The sequence below is a fragment of the Rhodopseudomonas sp. BR0M22 genome (genome assembly GCF_010907035.1).
Taxonomy (GTDB): domain Bacteria; phylum Pseudomonadota; class Alphaproteobacteria; order Rhizobiales; family Xanthobacteraceae; genus Rhodopseudomonas.
Genome location: NZ_QUMK01000007.1, coordinates 66,873 through 84,002, shown reverse-complemented (window position 1 = coordinate 84,002; position 17,130 = coordinate 66,873). Strand labels below are relative to the sequence as shown.

14 protein-coding genes are annotated in these 17,130 nt (G+C 64.9%); 10 read left to right on the top strand and 4 right to left on the bottom strand.

From position 1 onward, the window contains the following. Positions 1 to 222: 222 nt before the first annotated feature. Positions 223 to 3,843 (top strand): YhdP family protein, encoded by a 3,621-nt coding sequence (locus DY468_RS03780; protein WP_502706207.1) that lies wholly within the window; start codon positions 223 to 225, stop codon positions 3,841 to 3,843. Between the two features lie 151 nt (positions 3,844 to 3,994). Here the strand turns inward: DY468_RS03780 and DY468_RS03775 are convergent, their stop codons facing one another. From DY468_RS03775 to tyrS, 3 genes are all read right to left on the bottom strand, one after another. Then, positions 3,995 to 4,555 carry a cytochrome b gene (locus tag DY468_RS03775; RefSeq protein WP_164602519.1) on the bottom strand — a complete coding sequence of 187 codons (561 nt, stop codon included), beginning with the start codon at positions 4,553 to 4,555 and terminating at the stop codon, positions 3,995 to 3,997. Positions 4,556 to 4,776: 221 nt separating this feature from the next. Next, positions 4,777 to 5,994 (bottom strand): MFS transporter, encoded by a 1,218-nt coding sequence (locus tag DY468_RS03770; RefSeq protein ID WP_164602517.1) that lies wholly within the window; start codon positions 5,992 to 5,994, stop codon positions 4,777 to 4,779. Positions 5,995 to 6,079: 85 nt separating this feature from the next. Further along, a complete protein-coding gene (tyrS, locus tag DY468_RS03765; protein WP_164602515.1) occupies positions 6,080 to 7,336 on the bottom strand; it encodes a tyrosine--tRNA ligase in 1,257 nt (418 codons plus the stop codon). A gap of 157 nt (positions 7,337 to 7,493) precedes the next feature. Between tyrS and DY468_RS03760 the strand changes: the two genes are divergently transcribed. Beyond that, positions 7,494 to 8,597, top strand: a complete 1,104-nt coding sequence (locus DY468_RS03760; RefSeq protein ID WP_164602513.1) for an anhydro-N-acetylmuramic acid kinase — start codon at positions 7,494 to 7,496, stop codon at positions 8,595 to 8,597. 9 nt (positions 8,598 to 8,606) lie between these two features. Here DY468_RS03760 and DY468_RS03755 read toward each other — a convergent pair whose 3' ends face one another. Next, entirely contained in the window at positions 8,607 to 9,254 is a 648-nt protein-coding gene (locus DY468_RS03755) for an alpha/beta hydrolase (RefSeq protein WP_011158012.1), read from the bottom strand. 220 nt (positions 9,255 to 9,474) lie between these two features. On the opposite strand from DY468_RS03755, the gene DY468_RS03750 reads away from it, so the two are divergent. From DY468_RS03750 to sufA, 8 genes are all read left to right on the top strand, one after another. After that, on the top strand, positions 9,475 to 10,647 hold the full coding sequence (locus DY468_RS03750) for a cysteine desulfurase family protein (protein WP_164602511.1): 1,173 nt from the start codon (positions 9,475 to 9,477) through the stop codon (positions 10,645 to 10,647). 83 nt (positions 10,648 to 10,730) lie between these two features. Next, complete coding sequence (gene sufB / locus DY468_RS03745; protein WP_164602509.1) at positions 10,731 to 12,227, top strand: Fe-S cluster assembly protein SufB; 1,497 nt, start codon at positions 10,731 to 10,733, stop codon at positions 12,225 to 12,227. 134 nt (positions 12,228 to 12,361) lie between these two features. Next, positions 12,362 to 13,120, top strand: coding sequence for a Fe-S cluster assembly ATPase SufC (gene sufC / locus DY468_RS03740; protein WP_164602508.1), 759 nt, complete (start codon positions 12,362 to 12,364; stop codon positions 13,118 to 13,120). A 23-nt stretch (positions 13,121 to 13,143) separates the two neighbouring features. After that, a complete protein-coding gene (gene sufD, locus DY468_RS03735; RefSeq protein WP_164602506.1) occupies positions 13,144 to 14,457 on the top strand; it encodes a Fe-S cluster assembly protein SufD in 1,314 nt (437 codons plus the stop codon). Further along, on the top strand, positions 14,454 to 15,701 hold the full coding sequence (locus tag DY468_RS03730; RefSeq protein WP_164602504.1) for a cysteine desulfurase: 1,248 nt from the start codon (positions 14,454 to 14,456) through the stop codon (positions 15,699 to 15,701). The genes sufD and DY468_RS03730 overlap by 4 nt, the downstream gene beginning before the upstream one ends. Further along, the gene (locus DY468_RS03725; protein WP_054163221.1) at positions 15,698 to 16,066 is read left to right on the top strand and encodes an SUF system Fe-S cluster assembly protein; all 369 of its coding nucleotides are present in this window, start codon (positions 15,698 to 15,700) and stop codon (positions 16,064 to 16,066) included. The genes DY468_RS03730 and DY468_RS03725 overlap by 4 nt, the downstream gene beginning before the upstream one ends. A gap of 7 nt (positions 16,067 to 16,073) precedes the next feature. Continuing rightward, complete coding sequence (locus DY468_RS03720) at positions 16,074 to 16,490, top strand: VOC family protein (protein ID WP_164602502.1); 417 nt, start codon at positions 16,074 to 16,076, stop codon at positions 16,488 to 16,490. Positions 16,491 to 16,619: 129 nt separating this feature from the next. Continuing rightward, complete coding sequence (gene sufA, locus DY468_RS03715; RefSeq protein ID WP_164602500.1) at positions 16,620 to 16,991, top strand: Fe-S cluster assembly scaffold SufA; 372 nt, start codon at positions 16,620 to 16,622, stop codon at positions 16,989 to 16,991. Positions 16,992 to 17,130 lie beyond the last annotated feature (139 nt).

The window sequence follows — 17,130 nt, the reverse complement described above, 5'->3', positions numbered from 1 at the left end:
ACCACGCCGCTGCTGGGCAAGTCCGTCGACCTCGGGGTATGGTCGCAGGGATTCGGCGTGCCGACCATCCCCGTTTGTTCAATGGGCCCATCGGGCCGGCGGCGAGTAGAGGTTCATACGAGGACGGGCTGCAAGGCCGCCACAGGAGCGCATGCTTTGCGCGACGGTGCGGGCACCTTCCTCCACAACTAGGCTCCCGACGGGCGCGTGCAACGAGAGGCAATGGCGAAACATCCGACGCCGAACCAGTCCGACCCGCACGCCGGCCACGATTCATCTGACCCGCATTGGCACGATGGTCATTGGGACCACGCGCATGAAGAAGACGGCCGTCATCGTGCTCGCCAATTGCTGAAGCGGCGTGGTCTCGGTTTGCATCGCGTCAACGAATGGTCCCGCCGCCACACCGTCGGCGGTCCGTGGTTGAAGCGCGTCGCCGTCACGCTCGCCGTGGTCGGCATGGTGCTGGCCGCCGGATTTGCCGGGCTTTGGCTGCGGCTCGGTGCCGGCCCGATCAATCTCGACATGGTGACGCCGTGGCTGGCTGACGCCATCGAACAGAACATCGGCAGCGGCAATACGGTCGAAATCGGCGGTACGCAAATCGAGCGCGCCGGCCGGATCCGTATCGCTGTACGGATTCGCGATATCGTAGTCCGCGACCACGACCATGCCGTCATCGCCTCGGCGCCGAAGGCGGAAGTTCGGCTGTCCGGCTGGGCGCTGCTGATGGGCAAGCTGCGGGCCGAGAGCCTGAGATTGGTCGGGGCCGAACTGGCGATCCGGATCGATCCCGAGGGCCAGGTCACGGTATCGGCTGGATCCACCGAGAAGCCGATCGCGACCGGAGTCGCGAGGGCGGGCAGGCCTGTCGAGTTCAAACTGCCGAGCCAGACGGCGCCGCCGGACGCGCCCGCCGCTGCGCCGGATGCCGCGACGCCGGCGCCGACCGCGCCGGCAGGAGACAACTCCGACGCGATGAAAGGTGTGCTGGCCGGACTGTCCTGGCTCGACAGCCTCAGCATGACCGGGCTCGACGGCCAGAACCTCAACGAGATCGGTCTGAAGAACGGCAACCTGGTTGTGGACGACCAGCAGCGCGGCAATCGCTGGTCGTTCGAGAATATCTCCCTCAGTCTGCGGCGGCCGAGCGGCGGCGGTGTCGCGCTCAGCGTCGGCGAGGAGGGCGCCAAGCCTTGGTCGCTCCGGGTCCAGGTCGGTCCCGCCCGTGACGGCGTGCGCTCGGTCGAGCTGCATGCCAATCAGGTGCCGACCCGGACGGTGCTGCTCGCGCTGCGGCTCAAGAATTTGACCTACAGTGCCGACTTTCCCCTGACCGGCGATCTGAAAGGCGAAATCGGCCGCGACGGCGTGCCGACCTATTTCCGCGGCAAGCTGACAGCCGGTGCCGGCACCTTGGTCGATCTGGAAACGCCGGACTACCCGATGGCGATCGACCAGATCGAAACGACTTTCGAATGGGACGCCAACCGCCGCGTGCTGGTTGCGCCGTTCAAGGTGCTCGCCGGCGCTAACCGTGTCACGCTGCTGACGACGCTGGAGCCACCAAACGGCAGCGTCAACGATTGGCGGCTCGGTCTGTCAGGTGGGACGATCGTACTGCCGGGTGCGCAGAACGAGGCGCCGCTGATCTTCAACCGGATCGCTGTCCGAGTGCGCTTCGACAGCGCCAATCGCCGGGTGCTGCTGACACAAGCCGACGTCAGCAACGGCGAGATCGGCGTCGCCGGTTCCGGCAGCATCGATTACTCCGGCGAGCCGCGGCTGACGCTCGGGCTGGCCGGCACGCCGATGTCGGTTTCGGCGCTGAAGCGGATGTGGCCGGTGCTGATCGTGCCCGAGCTGCGCGAGTGGGTGAACGATCGCATCCTCGCCGGCTCGATCCAGACCATCGACATCGCCGTCAACTCGCCATTGAAGAACCTGTCGCGAAGCGGCCCGCCGATTCCGGACGAAGGGCTCTTGGTCAATATTCTCGGCAGCGGCGCGGCGATCCATCCGGTGGACGGCATGCCTGTCGTGAAGGACGCGGACATGCGTGTTCGAGTGACCGGCCGCACCGCGACGGTGACGATCAATCAGGCCAATGCCGATACCGATAGCGGCCGAAAGATCGCATTGTCGGACATTCTGTTCGAGGTGCCGGATCTGGCGCCGAAGCCGGCGCCGGCGAGGATCAAGTTCAAGCTCGATGGCCCGGTCCCGGCGGTCGCCGAGGTGCTGGCCTCGGGCCGGCTCAGCGATGCGGCGGCTCTGCCGATCGATCCCAACGGCAGCAAAGGTACGGTGTCGGCGCAGGTGATGCTCGGCATGCCGATCCAGCGCGTGCTGACCAAGCAGGACACCAACTATTCGATCACGGCCGATCTCAACGGCTTTGCCGGCGACAAGCTGGCGATGGGGCAGAAGCTCGAATCCACCACGTTGAAGGTCACCGCCAACAATCAGGGCTATCAGGTCAAAGGCGACGTCAAGATCAACGGACAGCCGGCGTCGCTGGACTATCGCAAGCCGGTCGACGGCGACGCCGACCTCAAGCTGCAGGCGACGCTCGACGACGCCAGCCGCGCCCGGCTCGGGTTCGATCTCGGCAGCGGCGTCAGCGGTCCGCTCGGGGTGAAACTGACCGGGAAGATCGGCGACAACGAGCAGGACGCGAAATTCGCCATCGATGCCGATCTCACTGCGGTCAAGCTCGACAATCTGTTGCCGGGCTGGACCAAATCGGCCGGCAAACCCGGCCGCGCCGCTTTCAACGTGGTACGCAAGCCGCAATCGACCCGGCTCGAAGACCTCACCATCGAGGGGGGCGGCACGCTCATCAAGGGCGCCCTCGAGGTCGACGGCGACGGCGACCTGATCAATGCCAACTTCCCGGTCTACTCGCCTTCCGAAGGCGACAAGGCCATGCTCAAGGCGGACCGTGGCAACGACGGCGTGCTGAAAGCGGTGATGCGCGGCGACGTGTTCGACGGCCGCGGCTTCATCAAATCGGCGCTCTCCGGCAGCTCGAGCGATACCAAGGGCAAGAGCATCGATTTCGATCTCGACCTGAAGCTCGGCGCGGTCGCCGGCTTCTACGGCGAGGCGCTGCGCAGCGTCGACGTGAAGGCGACGCGTCGCAATGGTGTGTTCCGCAGCTTCTCGATGAGCGGCAAGCTCGGCCGTGACACCCCGATCACCGCCGATCTGCGTGGCCGCAATCAGGGGCGCGAGGTGATCTATCTGGAAACCAACGACGCCGGCGCGTTCTTCCGCTTCACCGACAGCTACGCCAAGATGTATGGCGGCCAGCTCTCGCTCGCGGTCGAGCCGCCGGGCGGCGAGCCGCGCGAGAAGGAAGGCCTGATCAACGTGCGCGACTTCACCGTCAAGGGTGAAGCGGCGCTCGATCGGGTCGCCGCCGGCGCGCCGGGGGGGCCGCCGCAAGGGCTGGGGTTCTCGCGTCTGCGCGCCGAATTCAGCCGCCAGAACGGCACGCTCACCATCCGAGACGGCGTCGTGAAGGGGCCGACCATCGGCGCCACGATCGAGGGCTCGATCGACTACGGCGCCAATCAGGTGCGGATGAGCGGCACCTTCGTGCCGATGTACGGGCTCAACAACATGTTTGGGCAGATCCCGATCGTCGGCCTGTTCCTCGGCGGCGGCAGCAACGAGGGCCTGATCGGCGTTACCTATGAGGTGGTGGGCACGCCGGGCAAGCCAGTGCTGCGGGTCAACCCGATCTCGGCGATGGCACCGGGCGTGCTGCGCAAGATCTTCGAATTCAACACCGGCCGGCAAAATAACGGCGCCGATTTCCCGGCGCCGCCCAACTAATCAGATAACCACCTATCCCCGTCATTGTCAGCCAACAGGTTCGGCCTCCGGCCGACCCGATAACAGGCTCCGCGAGCGAAGAAATCCAGCTCCGTGTGCCGAGCTGGATTGCTTCGTCGGCTTCGCCTTTTCGCAATGACGAGGTGTGGCGTTACTTGCCGCGCAGCCACGGCACCATGCGGCCGAGTGTTGCGTCGTGGCGGAGGTACTGGTGCCACAGCGCGCCGATGACGTGGATCAGCACAACGATCGCGGTCAAAAGGAACAGCGGTTCGTGCGCCGCATGCAAGGCGCCGGCGATCGCGTCGTTCTTGGCGAGCGGCGGAATGCCGAGCAGGTCGACGCCGCGACCCGAGAACAGCGTCATGCCGAGGCCGGTGATCGGGACCGCGAGCAGCAGCAGGTACAAGAGGCCGTGGCTGATCCGGGCGAGTACCTCGGTAGCGCGCGGCGAGGGCACGAGGTCGGGCGCGCCGTGGATCTTTATCCACAGGATGCGAACAACCGAGAGGCCCAGCACGAGGGTGCCGATCGCCTTGTGCCAGTTGTACAGCGTGCCACGCAGCGGATCGGTCTTCTCCAGCTCGTGTGCGTATTGCATCGAGGCGAACAGGCCGATCACGGCGAAGAAAATCAGCCAGTGAATGAGGACAGCGAGCGCGCCGTATTGGGCGGGCCGTTTGTCTGCGGAATCGAGGGTGGTGGTCGTCATGATGTCTCCGAAGCAAGATCACGGCACGTCGAGGCCCGCGGCGCGAGCAACCCACCGGATGATGATGCCCGGCAGGGCGGCGGCAGCGATGATCGAGCGCAATTGCTCGTACACATTTTGCTGATCGCGAGGGGGCGGGGGCCGCTAATGGCCCGGTCTATGCCACGCAGGGATTGCGAAGTCATGACCGATAGCTGCGATTGCAACGCAGCCGCGCGGGCTTATTGTTGCTCCCGCAGCGCCGGGACGACCAGGAACGGGATCATGCCGAGCACGACGCTCACCAGCGCGAAGCCCAGTACCGGATTGTAGCTCTGGGTCAGGTCGTGCAGCAGACCGCCAAACCATGAGCCGAATGCCGAGCCGAGGCCGCTGCCGATCGAGATCGTGCCGTAGATCGTGCCGACGCGCTTGCCGCGGAAGATGCTCATCGCGGTAGCGGTAATCAGCGGGCCGCGCGAGCCGATCATCGAGCCGAAGCAGATCACGAATCCGCCGAGCAGCAGCGGGTTCGGATACCATTGCAGCAGCCACAGCAGCACGAGGCCGGTGATCGAAACCGCGTAGGAGAACAGGATCGACGGGCGCCGTCCGATCACGCCGTCGAGCCAGCTGACGCCGAGCATGCCGACCACCAGGACGACGCCGGAGAAGCCCCAGGCAGTCGCGGCCTGCAGCGGGGAGAACCCGGCATCGACCAGATAGGCGACCACCTGCGCCGAAATCGAATACATCCCGATCGCGGTGAAGAAGAAGGTCGCGAACAGGGCCCAGAACGCGTGGTGGCGCATCGCGCTGGCGAGCGTCCAATAGTCGTCCACCGCATCATTGGACGGCCGCTGCGCATGCGCGTCGGCGCCGGCGGCAAACCGCCGCCACGGCAGCAGCGACAGCGGAATCAGCAGGATCAGCATCGCGCCGCCGAGGACCAGATACGCCTCGCGCCAGCCGACCCGCTCGATCAGCACCTGCGCGATCGGCAGCATCACCAGCACGCCGGCCCCGATCGCCGAATACACCACCGCCATTGCGCTCGGCAGCTTGGCGCCGAACCAGCGGCCGAGCAGGATCGAGTTCGGCACGTTGCCGGTGAAGGCGATGCCGAGACCAACGCACAGCCCGACCGTGAGCTGCAACTGCCATAGCCGCTCGGCATAGGCGGCGATCAGCAGCGCGCCGCCGAGCAGCGTCATGCCGAGGGTATAGACCACGCGCGGACCGGAGCGGTCGAACAGCCGGCCCACCAGCGGTGAGGCGAGGCCGGTGCACAGCGCTGTCAGTGAATAGATCGACACCACCTCGGCACGGTCCCAGCCGAACGAGGCCGAGATCGGCAGCAGGAACACGGTGAAGCTCTCACCGAGTCCGCGGCCGAGCAGCGACAGCACGAAGCACAGGCCGAGAATGAACAGGCCGGTGCGCGAGGCACGGTGATCCAAGGACGATCCTTCCCGAACGAAACCACGTTTTTTGGTATCGAACGCGGTTTTGCCGGAAAGGAGCAGAGCCAGCTAGCGAATGGGGCTATGCAAGCCGCAGAAGCACATGCTTCTTCTTGCCCATCGACAGCTTGATCACGCCGTCCGACGACAGGTCGTTGGCTGTCAGGGTCATCTTCTCGTCGGTCACCGGCGCGTCGTTGACCTTGAGGCCGCCGGCCTTGATCTGGCGGCGGGCTTCCCCGTTGGAGGCAACCAAGCCGGTCTTCTCGGCAAACGCCACCAGCACGCCGATCCCCGCATCGAGCTCGCCGCGGCTGATCTCGACGCTCGGCAGGTCCTGCGCGGTGCCGCCCTGTTCGAAGGTGGTGCGCGCGGTGGCTTCCGCCTTGTCGGCCGCGTCGCGACCGTGCATCAGCGCGGTCGCCTCGGTGGCCAGGATCTTCTTGGCGTCGTTGATTTCGGCGCCCTGCAGCTTCGACAGCCGCTCGATCTCGTCCATCGGCAGCAGCGTGAACAGCTTCAGGAAGCGGCCGACGTCGGCGTCCTCGGTGTTGCGCCAGTACTGCCAGTAATCATACGGCGCCAGCATGTCGCCGTTGAGCCAGACGGCACCGGCGGCGGTCTTGCCCATCTTGGCGCCCGACGCGGTGGTGAGCAGCGGGCAGGTCAGCGCGTGAAGCTGATGCGTGCCCATGCGGCGGCCGAGGTCGACACCGTTGACGATGTTGCCCCACTGATCCGAGCCGCCCATCTGCAGATTGCACTTGTAGCGGCGCGCCAGCTCGACGAAGTCGTAGGACTGCAGGATCATGTAGTTGAATTCGATGAACGACAGTTCCTGCTCGCGGTCGAGCCGCAGCTTCACCGAGTCCATCGTCAGCATGCGGTTGATCGAGAAGTGGCGGCCGACGTCGCGCAGCATCTCGATGTAGTTCAGCTTGGTCAGCCACTCGGCGTTGTCGGCCATCACCGCGTCGCTGTGCCCGTCGCCGAAGGTGATGAACTTCGAGAACGTGCCCTTGATCGACTCCTTGTTGGCGTCGATCTGCTCGTAGGTGAGGATCTTGCGGGTCTCGTCGCGGCCCGACGGATCGCCGACGCGCGTGGTGCCGCCGCCCATCAGCGCAATCGGCTTGTTGCCGGTCGCCTGCAGCCAATGCAGCATCATGATCGACAGCAGATGGCCGACGTGCAGCGACGCCGCGGTGCAATCGTAACCGACATACGCGACCACTTCGCCCTTCGCCGCGAGCGCATCGAGCGAGTCGGGGTCGGAAATCTGATGAATGAATCCCCGGCTTTGGAGAACATTCATAAAATCAGACTTAAAAGCGGTCATCTGTATCGGTCTCTGATCACGGTTATTTCACGTATCGCGCAGATCGCGCGCGACGACGCCCAGGAAAGTCTTTCGGGCGCGTTACCCTGTGGCATTATAAGAACTAGGTGTTTGACACAAGTTGGACCTTCTGCAGCGGGCGGAAAGGCGCGTTGCCATGATGATGACGGCGATCGGACTGATGAGCGGCACCTCGCTCGATGGCGTCGATGTCGCGCTGATCAAGACCGATGGACGGCGCGTCGCCGCGCTGGGGCCGTCGGGCTACCGGCCTTACACCGAGACCGAACGCGGCCTGCTGCGCCACGCGCTTGCGGAAGCGGTGGAGCTGGACCGGCGTGATGCTCGTCCCGGCGTGCTCGCCGAAGCGGAGCGGGCTGTGACGATCGCGCATGCTGAAGCGGTCGCCGCCTTCATCGCTCAGCACCGTCTGTCTGCCGAAGCCATCGATGTCGCCGGCTTTCACGGCCAGACCGTGCTGCACCGGCCGGAGGCGAAGCTGACGGTCCAAATCGGCGATGCCGCGGCGCTCGCCAGGGCCATTCGGATTCCGGTTGTGTACGATTTCCGTGCTGCCGACGTTGCGTCGGGCGGCCAGGGGGCGCCGTTCGTGCCCGTGTATCACCGTGCTCTGGCGCAGTCGCTCAGCCGCGACGGTGCGGTCGCCGTGGTGAATATCGGCGGCGTCTCCAACATCACCTATATCGACGGCAGCGACACTCTGATCGCCTGCGACACCGGGCCCGGCAACGCGCTGCTCGATGATTTCGTGTTCCGCACCCAGGGCAAGCCGTTCGACTGCGAGGGGCGGCTGTCGGCGCAAGGAACGGTCGATCAGGCGTGGGTGGGAGATGCGCTGCAGCACCCATTCTTCGTCAAGCCGCCGCCGAAGTCGCTCGACCGCAACGATTTCGCCGGGCTTGCGCTGCGCGACTGGTCGGCTGAAGACGGTGCGGCGACGCTGACGGCGTTCACCGCCCGCGCGATCGCGGCTGTTGTCCCGCTGCTGCCAAAGCCGCCCGCGAGCTGGGTCGTCACCGGCGGCGGCGCGCGCAACCTGACGATGATGCGGTTGCTCCGCGAGGTGCTCGCGCCGGCCAGCGTCGAAAGCGCCGACGCACTGGGGTGGTCGGCCGACGCGATGGAGGCGCAGGCGTTCGGCTTCCTCGCCGCGCGCGGTCTGAAGGGCCTGCCGCTCAGCTATCCGGCGACCACCGGTGTCGCGTTCCCGATGACCGGCGGGCTGCTGGCGCGGCCGTAGCCGCCCGCGTCAGCGGACGTTGGCGAGCCGCATGTCCAGATAGGACGTGATCGTCTCCATCAGCGGCTCCATCCGGTCTTCGAAGAAGTGGTTGGCGCCGGGGATGGTCTGCTGGTCGATCACGATGCCCTTCTGGGTCTTGAGCTTCTCGACCAGGGTGTTGACGTCCTTGGCCGGCGCCACGATGTCCTTCTCGCCATGGACGATCAGGCCGGACGACGGGCAGGGCGCCAGGAACGAGAAGTCGTAGCGGTTCGGTTCCGGCGCGATCGAGATGAAGCCTTCGACCTCGGGACGGCGCATCAGAAGCTGCATGCCGATCCAGGCGCCGAACGAGAATCCCGCGACCCAGCAGGCGCGGGCTTCGGGATTGATGGTCTGGGCCCAGTCGAGCGCCGAGGCAGCATCGGCCAGCTCGCCGGTGCCGTGGTCGAACGAACCCTGGCTGCGGCCGACGCCGCGGAAATTGAACCGCAGCACCGAGAATCCGCGGGCGACGAAGGCGTAATACACCTGATAGACGATCGGGTGATTCATGTTGCCGCGGAACTGCGGATGCGGGTGCAGCACCATCGCGATCGGCGCGTTCTTCTGCTTGGCGGGGTGGTAGCGGCCTTCGAGACGGCCCGCCGGACCGGTGAAAATAACTTCGGGCATCAGCGATCCTTGCGCGACATGATGGGAATGGGCCTGCCGCGCCGTGCGCGGGCGGGTCCTGCCAGCAACGGCCGCCGGCTGCCGCGAAGCGGATCGGGCAGGCGGCCGGAGGAAACGGGGAGCTGCGTTCTAGCATGGAGCGCAGGTCCAAATGCAAGCATATTGAACAGGGTGAGCCGATGACCGGCGATCGGACGATAATTGAGAGGAACGACGCGCGGTGACGCCCAATCGAGTGTACCTGGACTGGAATGCGACCACGCCGCTGCGGCCGGAGGCGAAGGCGGCGATGACGTCGGCGCTCGATCTGGTCGGCAATCCGTCCTCGATCCACGCCGAAGGCCGTGCCGCGCGCGGACTGCTCGAACATGCCAGGGCCCAGCTCGCCGAGGCCGTCGGGGCCGCGCCGCGCGATATCGTCTTCACGTCAGGGGGCACCGAGTCCGATGCGCTGGCGCTGACGCCGGGACTCCGGATCGGCTCGGAACCCGTTGAAAGGTTGTTGATTTCGGCGATCGAGCACGCCGCGGTGCTGAGCGGCGGCCAGTTCCCGGCAGGGCGTATCGACACCATCCGGGTCACGGCGGAAGCTGTGGTCGACCTCGATCACCTCCGCTCCATGCTGGCCGGCGGATCGCCTGCGCTGGTGTCGGTGATGCTCGCCAACAATGAAACCGGCGCGCTTCAGCCGATTCGTGAAGTCGCTGAGATCGTGCATGAAGCGGGCGGCGTGCTGCACGTCGATGCGATCCAGGCGTTCGGCAAGATTCCGTTCGGAATCAAGGAACTCGGCGCCGATCTTGTGTCGTTGTCTGCACACAAGATCGGAGGCCCGAAGGGCGTCGGCGCGCTGGTCCTGAGCCCGAAGCTGGTCGGGCCCGAGCCGCTGCTGCGCGGCGGCGGCCAGGAGCTGGGGCGGCGGGCCGGCACCGAGAACTTGATCGGTATCGCCGGCTTCTGCGCCGCGGCGGCGGCCGCCATTCCGGCGATGGCGGACGACATGGCCCGGATCGAAGGATTGCGGACACGGCTCGAGGCGGGGTTGCGACATATCGCCGGGGACGACGGGGTGATCCTGTCGGCCGGCGTGCCGCGGCTGCCGAACACCACACTGTTCGCCGTCCCTGGATTGCGGGCCGAAACCGCCGTGATCGGCTTCGATCTCGCCGGAATCGCGGTGTCGTCGGGGTCGGCCTGTTCGTCCGGCAAGGTGCAGCCGTCGCATGTGCTGGAAGCGATGGGCTTCGGTCCGGAACTTGCAAGATCGGCCATCAGGATCAGCCTTGGCTGGTCGAGTAGCGAATCCGACATTGATTGTTGTCTGGAGGCTTGGAGAAAGCTCGCCGGCAACATAGCTAGAAGGGATCGTGAAACAGTGCTTGAACGGTTCTAAGAGGGTTTCATCCCGTGACGGATCGTGTAAGCATGTCTTTCGCAGATCCACCGCGGTCCTTGAAACCGTGAGCGGAGGTTTGAATGGCTGCCGTCCAAGAGACCGTCGATCGGGTTCGCCAGATCGACGTCGATCAATATCGCTATGGATTCGAAACTCTGATCGAATCCGAGAAGGCTCCCAAGGGGCTTTCCGAAGACATCGTCCGCTTCATTTCGGCCAAGAAGAACGAGCCGGATTGGATGCTGCAGTGGCGGCTTGAAGCCTATCGCCGCTGGCTGACGATGGTCGAGCCGACCTGGGCACGTGTCGATTATCCGAAGATCGATTTCCAGGATCTCTACTACTACGCCGCGCCGAAGCCGAAGAAGACCGTCGGCTCGCTCGACGAGATCGATCCTGAGATCCTGAAGACCTACGAGAAGCTCGGCATCCCACTGCGGGAAGTCGCGATCCTCGAAGGCGTCGAGCCGCGCCCGGGCGAGCCGGACACGCCGAGCCGCAAGATCGCGGTCGACGCGGTGTTCGACTCGGTGTCGGTGGCGACCACCTTCCAGGCCGAGCTGAAGAAGGCCGGCGTGATCTTCATGCCGATCTCGGAGGCGATCAAGCATCACCCCGAACTGGTGCAGAAGTATCTCGGCAGCGTGGTGCCGACCTCGGACAATTTCTACGCCACGCTGAATTCGGCGGTGTTCTCCGACGGCTCGTTCGTTTACGTGCCGCCGGGCGTGCGCTGCCCGATGGAGCTGTCGACCTATTTCCGCATCAACGAGCGCAACACCGGCCAGTTCGAGCGCACGCTGATCATCGCCGACAAGGGCTCCTACGTTTCCTATCTCGAAGGCTGCACCGCTCCGCAGCGCGACGAGAACCAGCTCCACGCCGCGGTGGTCGAACTTGTGGCGATGGACGACGCCGAGATCAAATACTCGACGGTGCAGAACTGGTATCCGGGTAACTCGGAAGGTAAGGGCGGCATCTATAATTTCGTCACCAAGCGTGGCGACTGCCGCGGCGCCAATTCCAAGATCTCCTGGACCCAGGTCGAGACCGGTTCGGCGATCACCTGGAAGTATCCGAGCTGCATCCTGCGCGGCGACAATTCGCGCGGCGAGTTCTACTCGATCGCGATCTCGAACGGCTATCAGCAGGTCGATAGCGGCACCAAGATGATCCATCTCGGCAAGAACACGTCCAGCCGGATCATCTCCAAGGGCATTGCTGCCGGCAAGTCGCAGAACACCTATCGCGGCCTCGTCACGGCGCACCGCAAGGCCACCGGCGCGCGCAACTTCACCGCGTGCGACTCGCTGCTGATCGGCGATCAGTGCGGCGCGCACACCGTGCCGTACATCGAAGCCAAGAACGCCTCGGCGCTGTTCGAGCACGAAGCCACGACGTCGAAGATCTCCGAGGACGTGCTGTTTTATTGCATCCAGCGCGGCCTCAGCCAGGAGGAGGCGGTCGGCCTCGTGGTCAACGGCTTCGTCAAGGACGTGCTGCAGCAATTGCCGATGGAATTCGCGGTCGAAGCGCAGAAGCTGATTTCGATCAGCCTCGAAGGCTCGGTCGGGTAAAGCCTGAAAGCTTCACGAGGCGGCCGCGCCGCAGCCGCTTCGCAGGATCCGCAACGAGAACATCATATCAACTCATCCTTCGAGACGCGCGCCGCCGTCGATCCTCAGGATGAGAGCCAAACAGGAAGGTCGTTATGGCTGCATTGCTCGAAGTGAAGGACCTCCAGGTCAGCGTCGCGGATCGCGAGATTCTGCACGGGCTGACGCTCACCGTGAACGAAGGTGAAGTGCACGCGATCATGGGGCCGAACGGCTCCGGCAAGTCGACGCTGTCCCACGTCATCGCCGGCAAGCCGGGCTATGAGGTGACGGGCGGTCAGATCCTGTTCAAGGGTGAGGATCTCTTGGAGATGGAGCCGAACGAGCGCGCCGCCAAGGGCGTGTTCCTGGCTTTCCAGTATCCGGTCGAGATCCCCGGTGTCGCCACCATGAACTTCCTGCGCACCGCGCTGAATGCGCAGCGCAAGGCGCGCGGCGAGGACGAATTGTCGACGCCGGATTTCCTCAAGCGGGTGCGTGAAGTCTCCGGCTCGCTCGGCATTCCGCAGGAGATGCTGAAGCGCGGCGTCAATGTCGGTTTCTCCGGCGGCGAGAAGAAGCGCAACGAGGTGCTGCAGATGGCGCTGTTCCAGCCCAGCCTGTGCATTCTCGACGAGATGGATTCCGGCCTCGACATCGATGCGCTGCGGATTGCCTCGGAAGGCGTCAACGCGCTGCGCGCGCCGAACCGCTCGATGGTCGTCATCACCCACTATCAGCGGCTGCTCGACTACATCGTGCCCGACGTCGTTCATGTGATGTCGAAGGGCAAGGTGGTGCGCAGCGGCGGCAAGGAGCTGGCGCTCGAACTCGAAGCCAACGGCTACGCGCAATATCAGGAAGCCGCGGCCTGAGCGCCGCCGATCGGGACACGGTCATGAACATCGCAGTGGCGAAACCCGACAAGCCCGACACCGCCAGCGACAATTTCGCTGCAGTCAGCGCCCGCGTGCCGGGTGCGGGCAAGGTCGCCGACACCCGCCGTCAGGCGCTCGACACGTTTCAGCGTATCGGGCTGCCTCACCGGCGGATCGAAGACTGGAAGTACACCGACCTGCGCGCTCTGATGCGCGAGGTGCTGCCGCTCGCGGCGGCGCCCGAGGCGACCGCGCTGGCGCGGGCTGAGACAGCCGCCAAGCTGCACGCGATCGACGGCGTTCGCCGTCTCGTGCTCGTCGACGGTGTGCTGGCCCCCGATCTGTCGGACCTTGCAGGTCTCGAAGCGGGGCTGTCGATCCGTAGCCTGAGCGAGGCGCTGCAGGCTGGCGACGACCGCGTGCTGTCGCTCGACACCGCCGATCCGATGGTGGCGCTCAACACCGCGCTGATGACCGACGGCGTCGTTATCGAGGTGGCCGATGGCACCACGCTGGCCCGGCCGCTGCATATCCTGCACATCACCTCCGGCGGTGCGCCGGCCGCGATGTTCACTCGGTCGCGGATCGCGCTCGGCAACGCCGCGGTGGCGACGGTGGTCGAGAGCTACGTGGCGGGCGAGGGCGCCTCGGCCTATCAGGTCCACGACTCGGCTGTGATCTCGGTCGGTGACCATGCGCGCCTCGACTATGTGCGCATCGTCGAGGACGCCCCCGAGGCGTTCAACATCACTTCGGCGGCGGTCTCGGTCGGCGCGCATGCGCATTTCAACGCGTTCGGCATCACCACCGGCGGGCTGGTCAGCCGCTATCAGGCGGTGGTGACGGTGGCCGGCTCGCATTCGGAGGTGCAGACTAACGGCGTCAATCTGCTCAACGGCAAGCAGCACGCCGACACCACGCTGGTGATGAACCACGACGTGCCGCATTGCGCCAGCCGCGAAGGGTTTCGTGCGGTCGTCGATGATCGCGGACATTCAGTTTTCCAGGGCCGGATCAACGTCCGTCAGCCGGCGCAGCAGACCGACGCCAAGATGATGACCCGGGCTCTGCTGCTGTCCGACGAAGCCGAGGTCGACAACAAGCCCGAGCTCGAAATCTTCGCCGACGACGTCACCTGCGGCCACGGCGCCGCAGTCGGCGCGCTCGACGATTCCTTGCTGTTCTATCTGCGTGCCCGCGGCCTGCCGCAGAAGGAAGCCGAGGCGATGCTGATCCAGGCGTTCGTCGGCGAGGCGATCGAGGCGATCGCCGATGATAATTTGCGTGAGCTGGTGACCGCGGCTGCGGTGCGCTGGCTGGAGGCGAGGCAATGAGTACGCATCCGGCCGTCAGCAACGGCAGCTACGACGTTGCCCGCGTCCGCGAGGACTTTCCAGCGTTGTCGCTGGAGGTCTATGGCAAGAAGCTGGTGTATCTCGACAACGCCGCCTCGGCGCAGAAGCCGCGTCAGGTGCTGACGCGGATGACCCAGGCTTACGAGAGCGAATACGCCAACGTGCATCGCGGGCTGCATTATCTCGCGAACGCCGCGACCGAAGCCTATGAGGGCGGTCGCACCCGCGTGCAGCATCTGCTCAACGCCAAGCGGCCTGAAGAAATCATCTTCACCCGCAACGCCACCGAGGCGGTCAATCTGGTCGCATCGTCGTGGGGCGCGCCGAACATCGGCGAGGGCGACGAGATCGTGCTCTCGATCATGGAGCACCATTCCAACATCGTGCCGTGGCACTTCCTGCGCGAGCGCCAGGGCGCCGTGCTGAAGTGGGCGCCGGTCGACGACGACGGCAACTTCCTGCTCGACGAGTTCGAGAAGCTGCTGACCGCCAAGACCAAGCTGGTCGCGATCACCCAGATGTCGAACGCGCTCGGCACCGTCGTTCCGGTCAAAGAGGTGGTGAAGATCGCCCATGCCCGCGGCATTCCGGTGCTGGTCGACGGCAGTCAGGCCGCCGTCCACATGACCATCGATGTCCAGGACATCGACTGCGACTTCTATGTGATGACCGGTCACAAGATCTACGGGCCGACCGGGATCGGCGCGCTGTACGGGAAGTACGACATTCTCGCCAACATGCGCCCGTATTGCGGTGGCGGAGAGATGATCCGCGAGGTCGCGCAGGACTGGGTGACCTATGGCGATCCGCCGCACCGATTCGAAGCCGGCACGCCGGCGATCGTCGAGGCGGTCGGGCTCGGAGCGGCGATCGACTACGTCAATTCGATCGGCAAGGAGCGGATCGCCGCTCACGAACACGATCTTTTGACCTACGCCGAAGAGCGGCTGCGCGAGATCAATTCGCTGCGGATTATCGGCGCCGCCAAGGACAAGGGACCGGTGATTTCCTTCGAAATGAAGGGCGCTCACCCGCATGATATCGCGACGGTGATCGATCGGCAGGGGATTGCGGTCCGCGCCGGCACCCATTGCGTGATGCCGCTGCTGGAGCGGTTCCAAGTCACTGCGACGTGCCGTGCGTCGTTCGGCATGTATAATACCCGTGAGGAAGTGGACCAACTCGTCAGTGCGCTGATCAAGGCGCGGGATCTGTTCGCATGACCGATACGATCGAAGCCAAAGCCAATATGCAGACCGTCTCGGCGCTGCCGCCGGAGGAGACCGAGCGGCTCGGCACCGAGATCGTCGGCGCGCTGAAGACGGTGTTCGACCCGGAAATTCCGGCCGACATTTACGAGCTCGGGCTGATCTACAAGGTCGAAATCAAGGACGACCGCACCGTCGATCTCGACATGACGCTGACGACGCCGAACTGTCCGGCGGCCGCCGAGCTGCCGACCATGGTCGAGAACGCGGTCGCCTCGGTGCCCGGCGTCGGCGTGGTCAACGTCAACATCGTCTGGGAGCCGCCGTGGACGCCGGAGCGGATGAGCGACGAAGCCCGGCTTGTGCTGAATATGTGGTGAGGGCGGATTGGCTCTGCGTTTGAACGGCGTGATCGAAACGGCGCTGTATGTCGACGACCTCGATCGTGCCCGAAGTTTCTACCAGGACGTTCTGCTGCTGAGTCCGATGACGAGCGATCAGCGGTTTTGTGCTTACGACGTGGGTGGTCGCAGCGTGCTGCTGCTGTTCAAGCGGGGCAGTACTCTGGAAACGGTCAATCTGCCGGGCGGCACGATCCCGCCGCATGACGGCAACGGACCGATCCACATTGGGCTGTCGGTCGACCGCGACCAGCTCGGCGAATGGGAAGCGCGCCTGACGGAGCATGGCGTAGCGATCGAAGGTCGCACGGAGTGGCCGCGAGGCGGGTCGAGTATCTACTTCCGTGATCCAGATCGTCACCTGCTGGAACTTGTGACACCGGGTGTCTGGCCGATCCATTAGGCAGCAAACGGTGGGGAACTGGTAACATCTTTCGAAGTGGCGGTTGCGTAACTATCTGATGGTTCGGCTGGTCGCCGATGTAGCGGCGAACGTATCCGGGCAGGCCCGGCAACAGGAGTGGGAAACACCATGGCTACGGCACGTCCTCGGCCTCAAGTGATGCGGCTCACCGATGCCGCGGCCATTCGCGTGAAGGAACTGATGGGCCGCGCCGACAGCGAGATTCTCGGTCTGCGCGTCGGCATCAAGAACGGCGGCTGTGCCGGGCAGTCCTACACGGTCGAGTACGCCCACGACATCAAGCCGAACGACGAGGTGATCGAGGACAAGGGCGTCAAGATCATGGTCGATCCGAAGGCGGTGCTGTTCCTGCTCGGCACCGAGATGGACTACAAGGCCGACAGGATGCAGGCGCAGTTCGTGTTCAACAACCCGAACCAGATTTCCGCCTGCGGCTGCGGCGAGTCGGTCGAGCTGAAGCCGGCGACGATCGACGGCTGAGCCGGGTCTGTCGCTTCACAGAACGACATTGCGTTTTCCGGTCGGCGGAATGCGAGATCCGTCGATTGGGTAAACGGTGTTCAATTGCCGTAATCCATTAAACGGGAATTAAGAGGTCGTCGCCGATTACCTCTCCTGC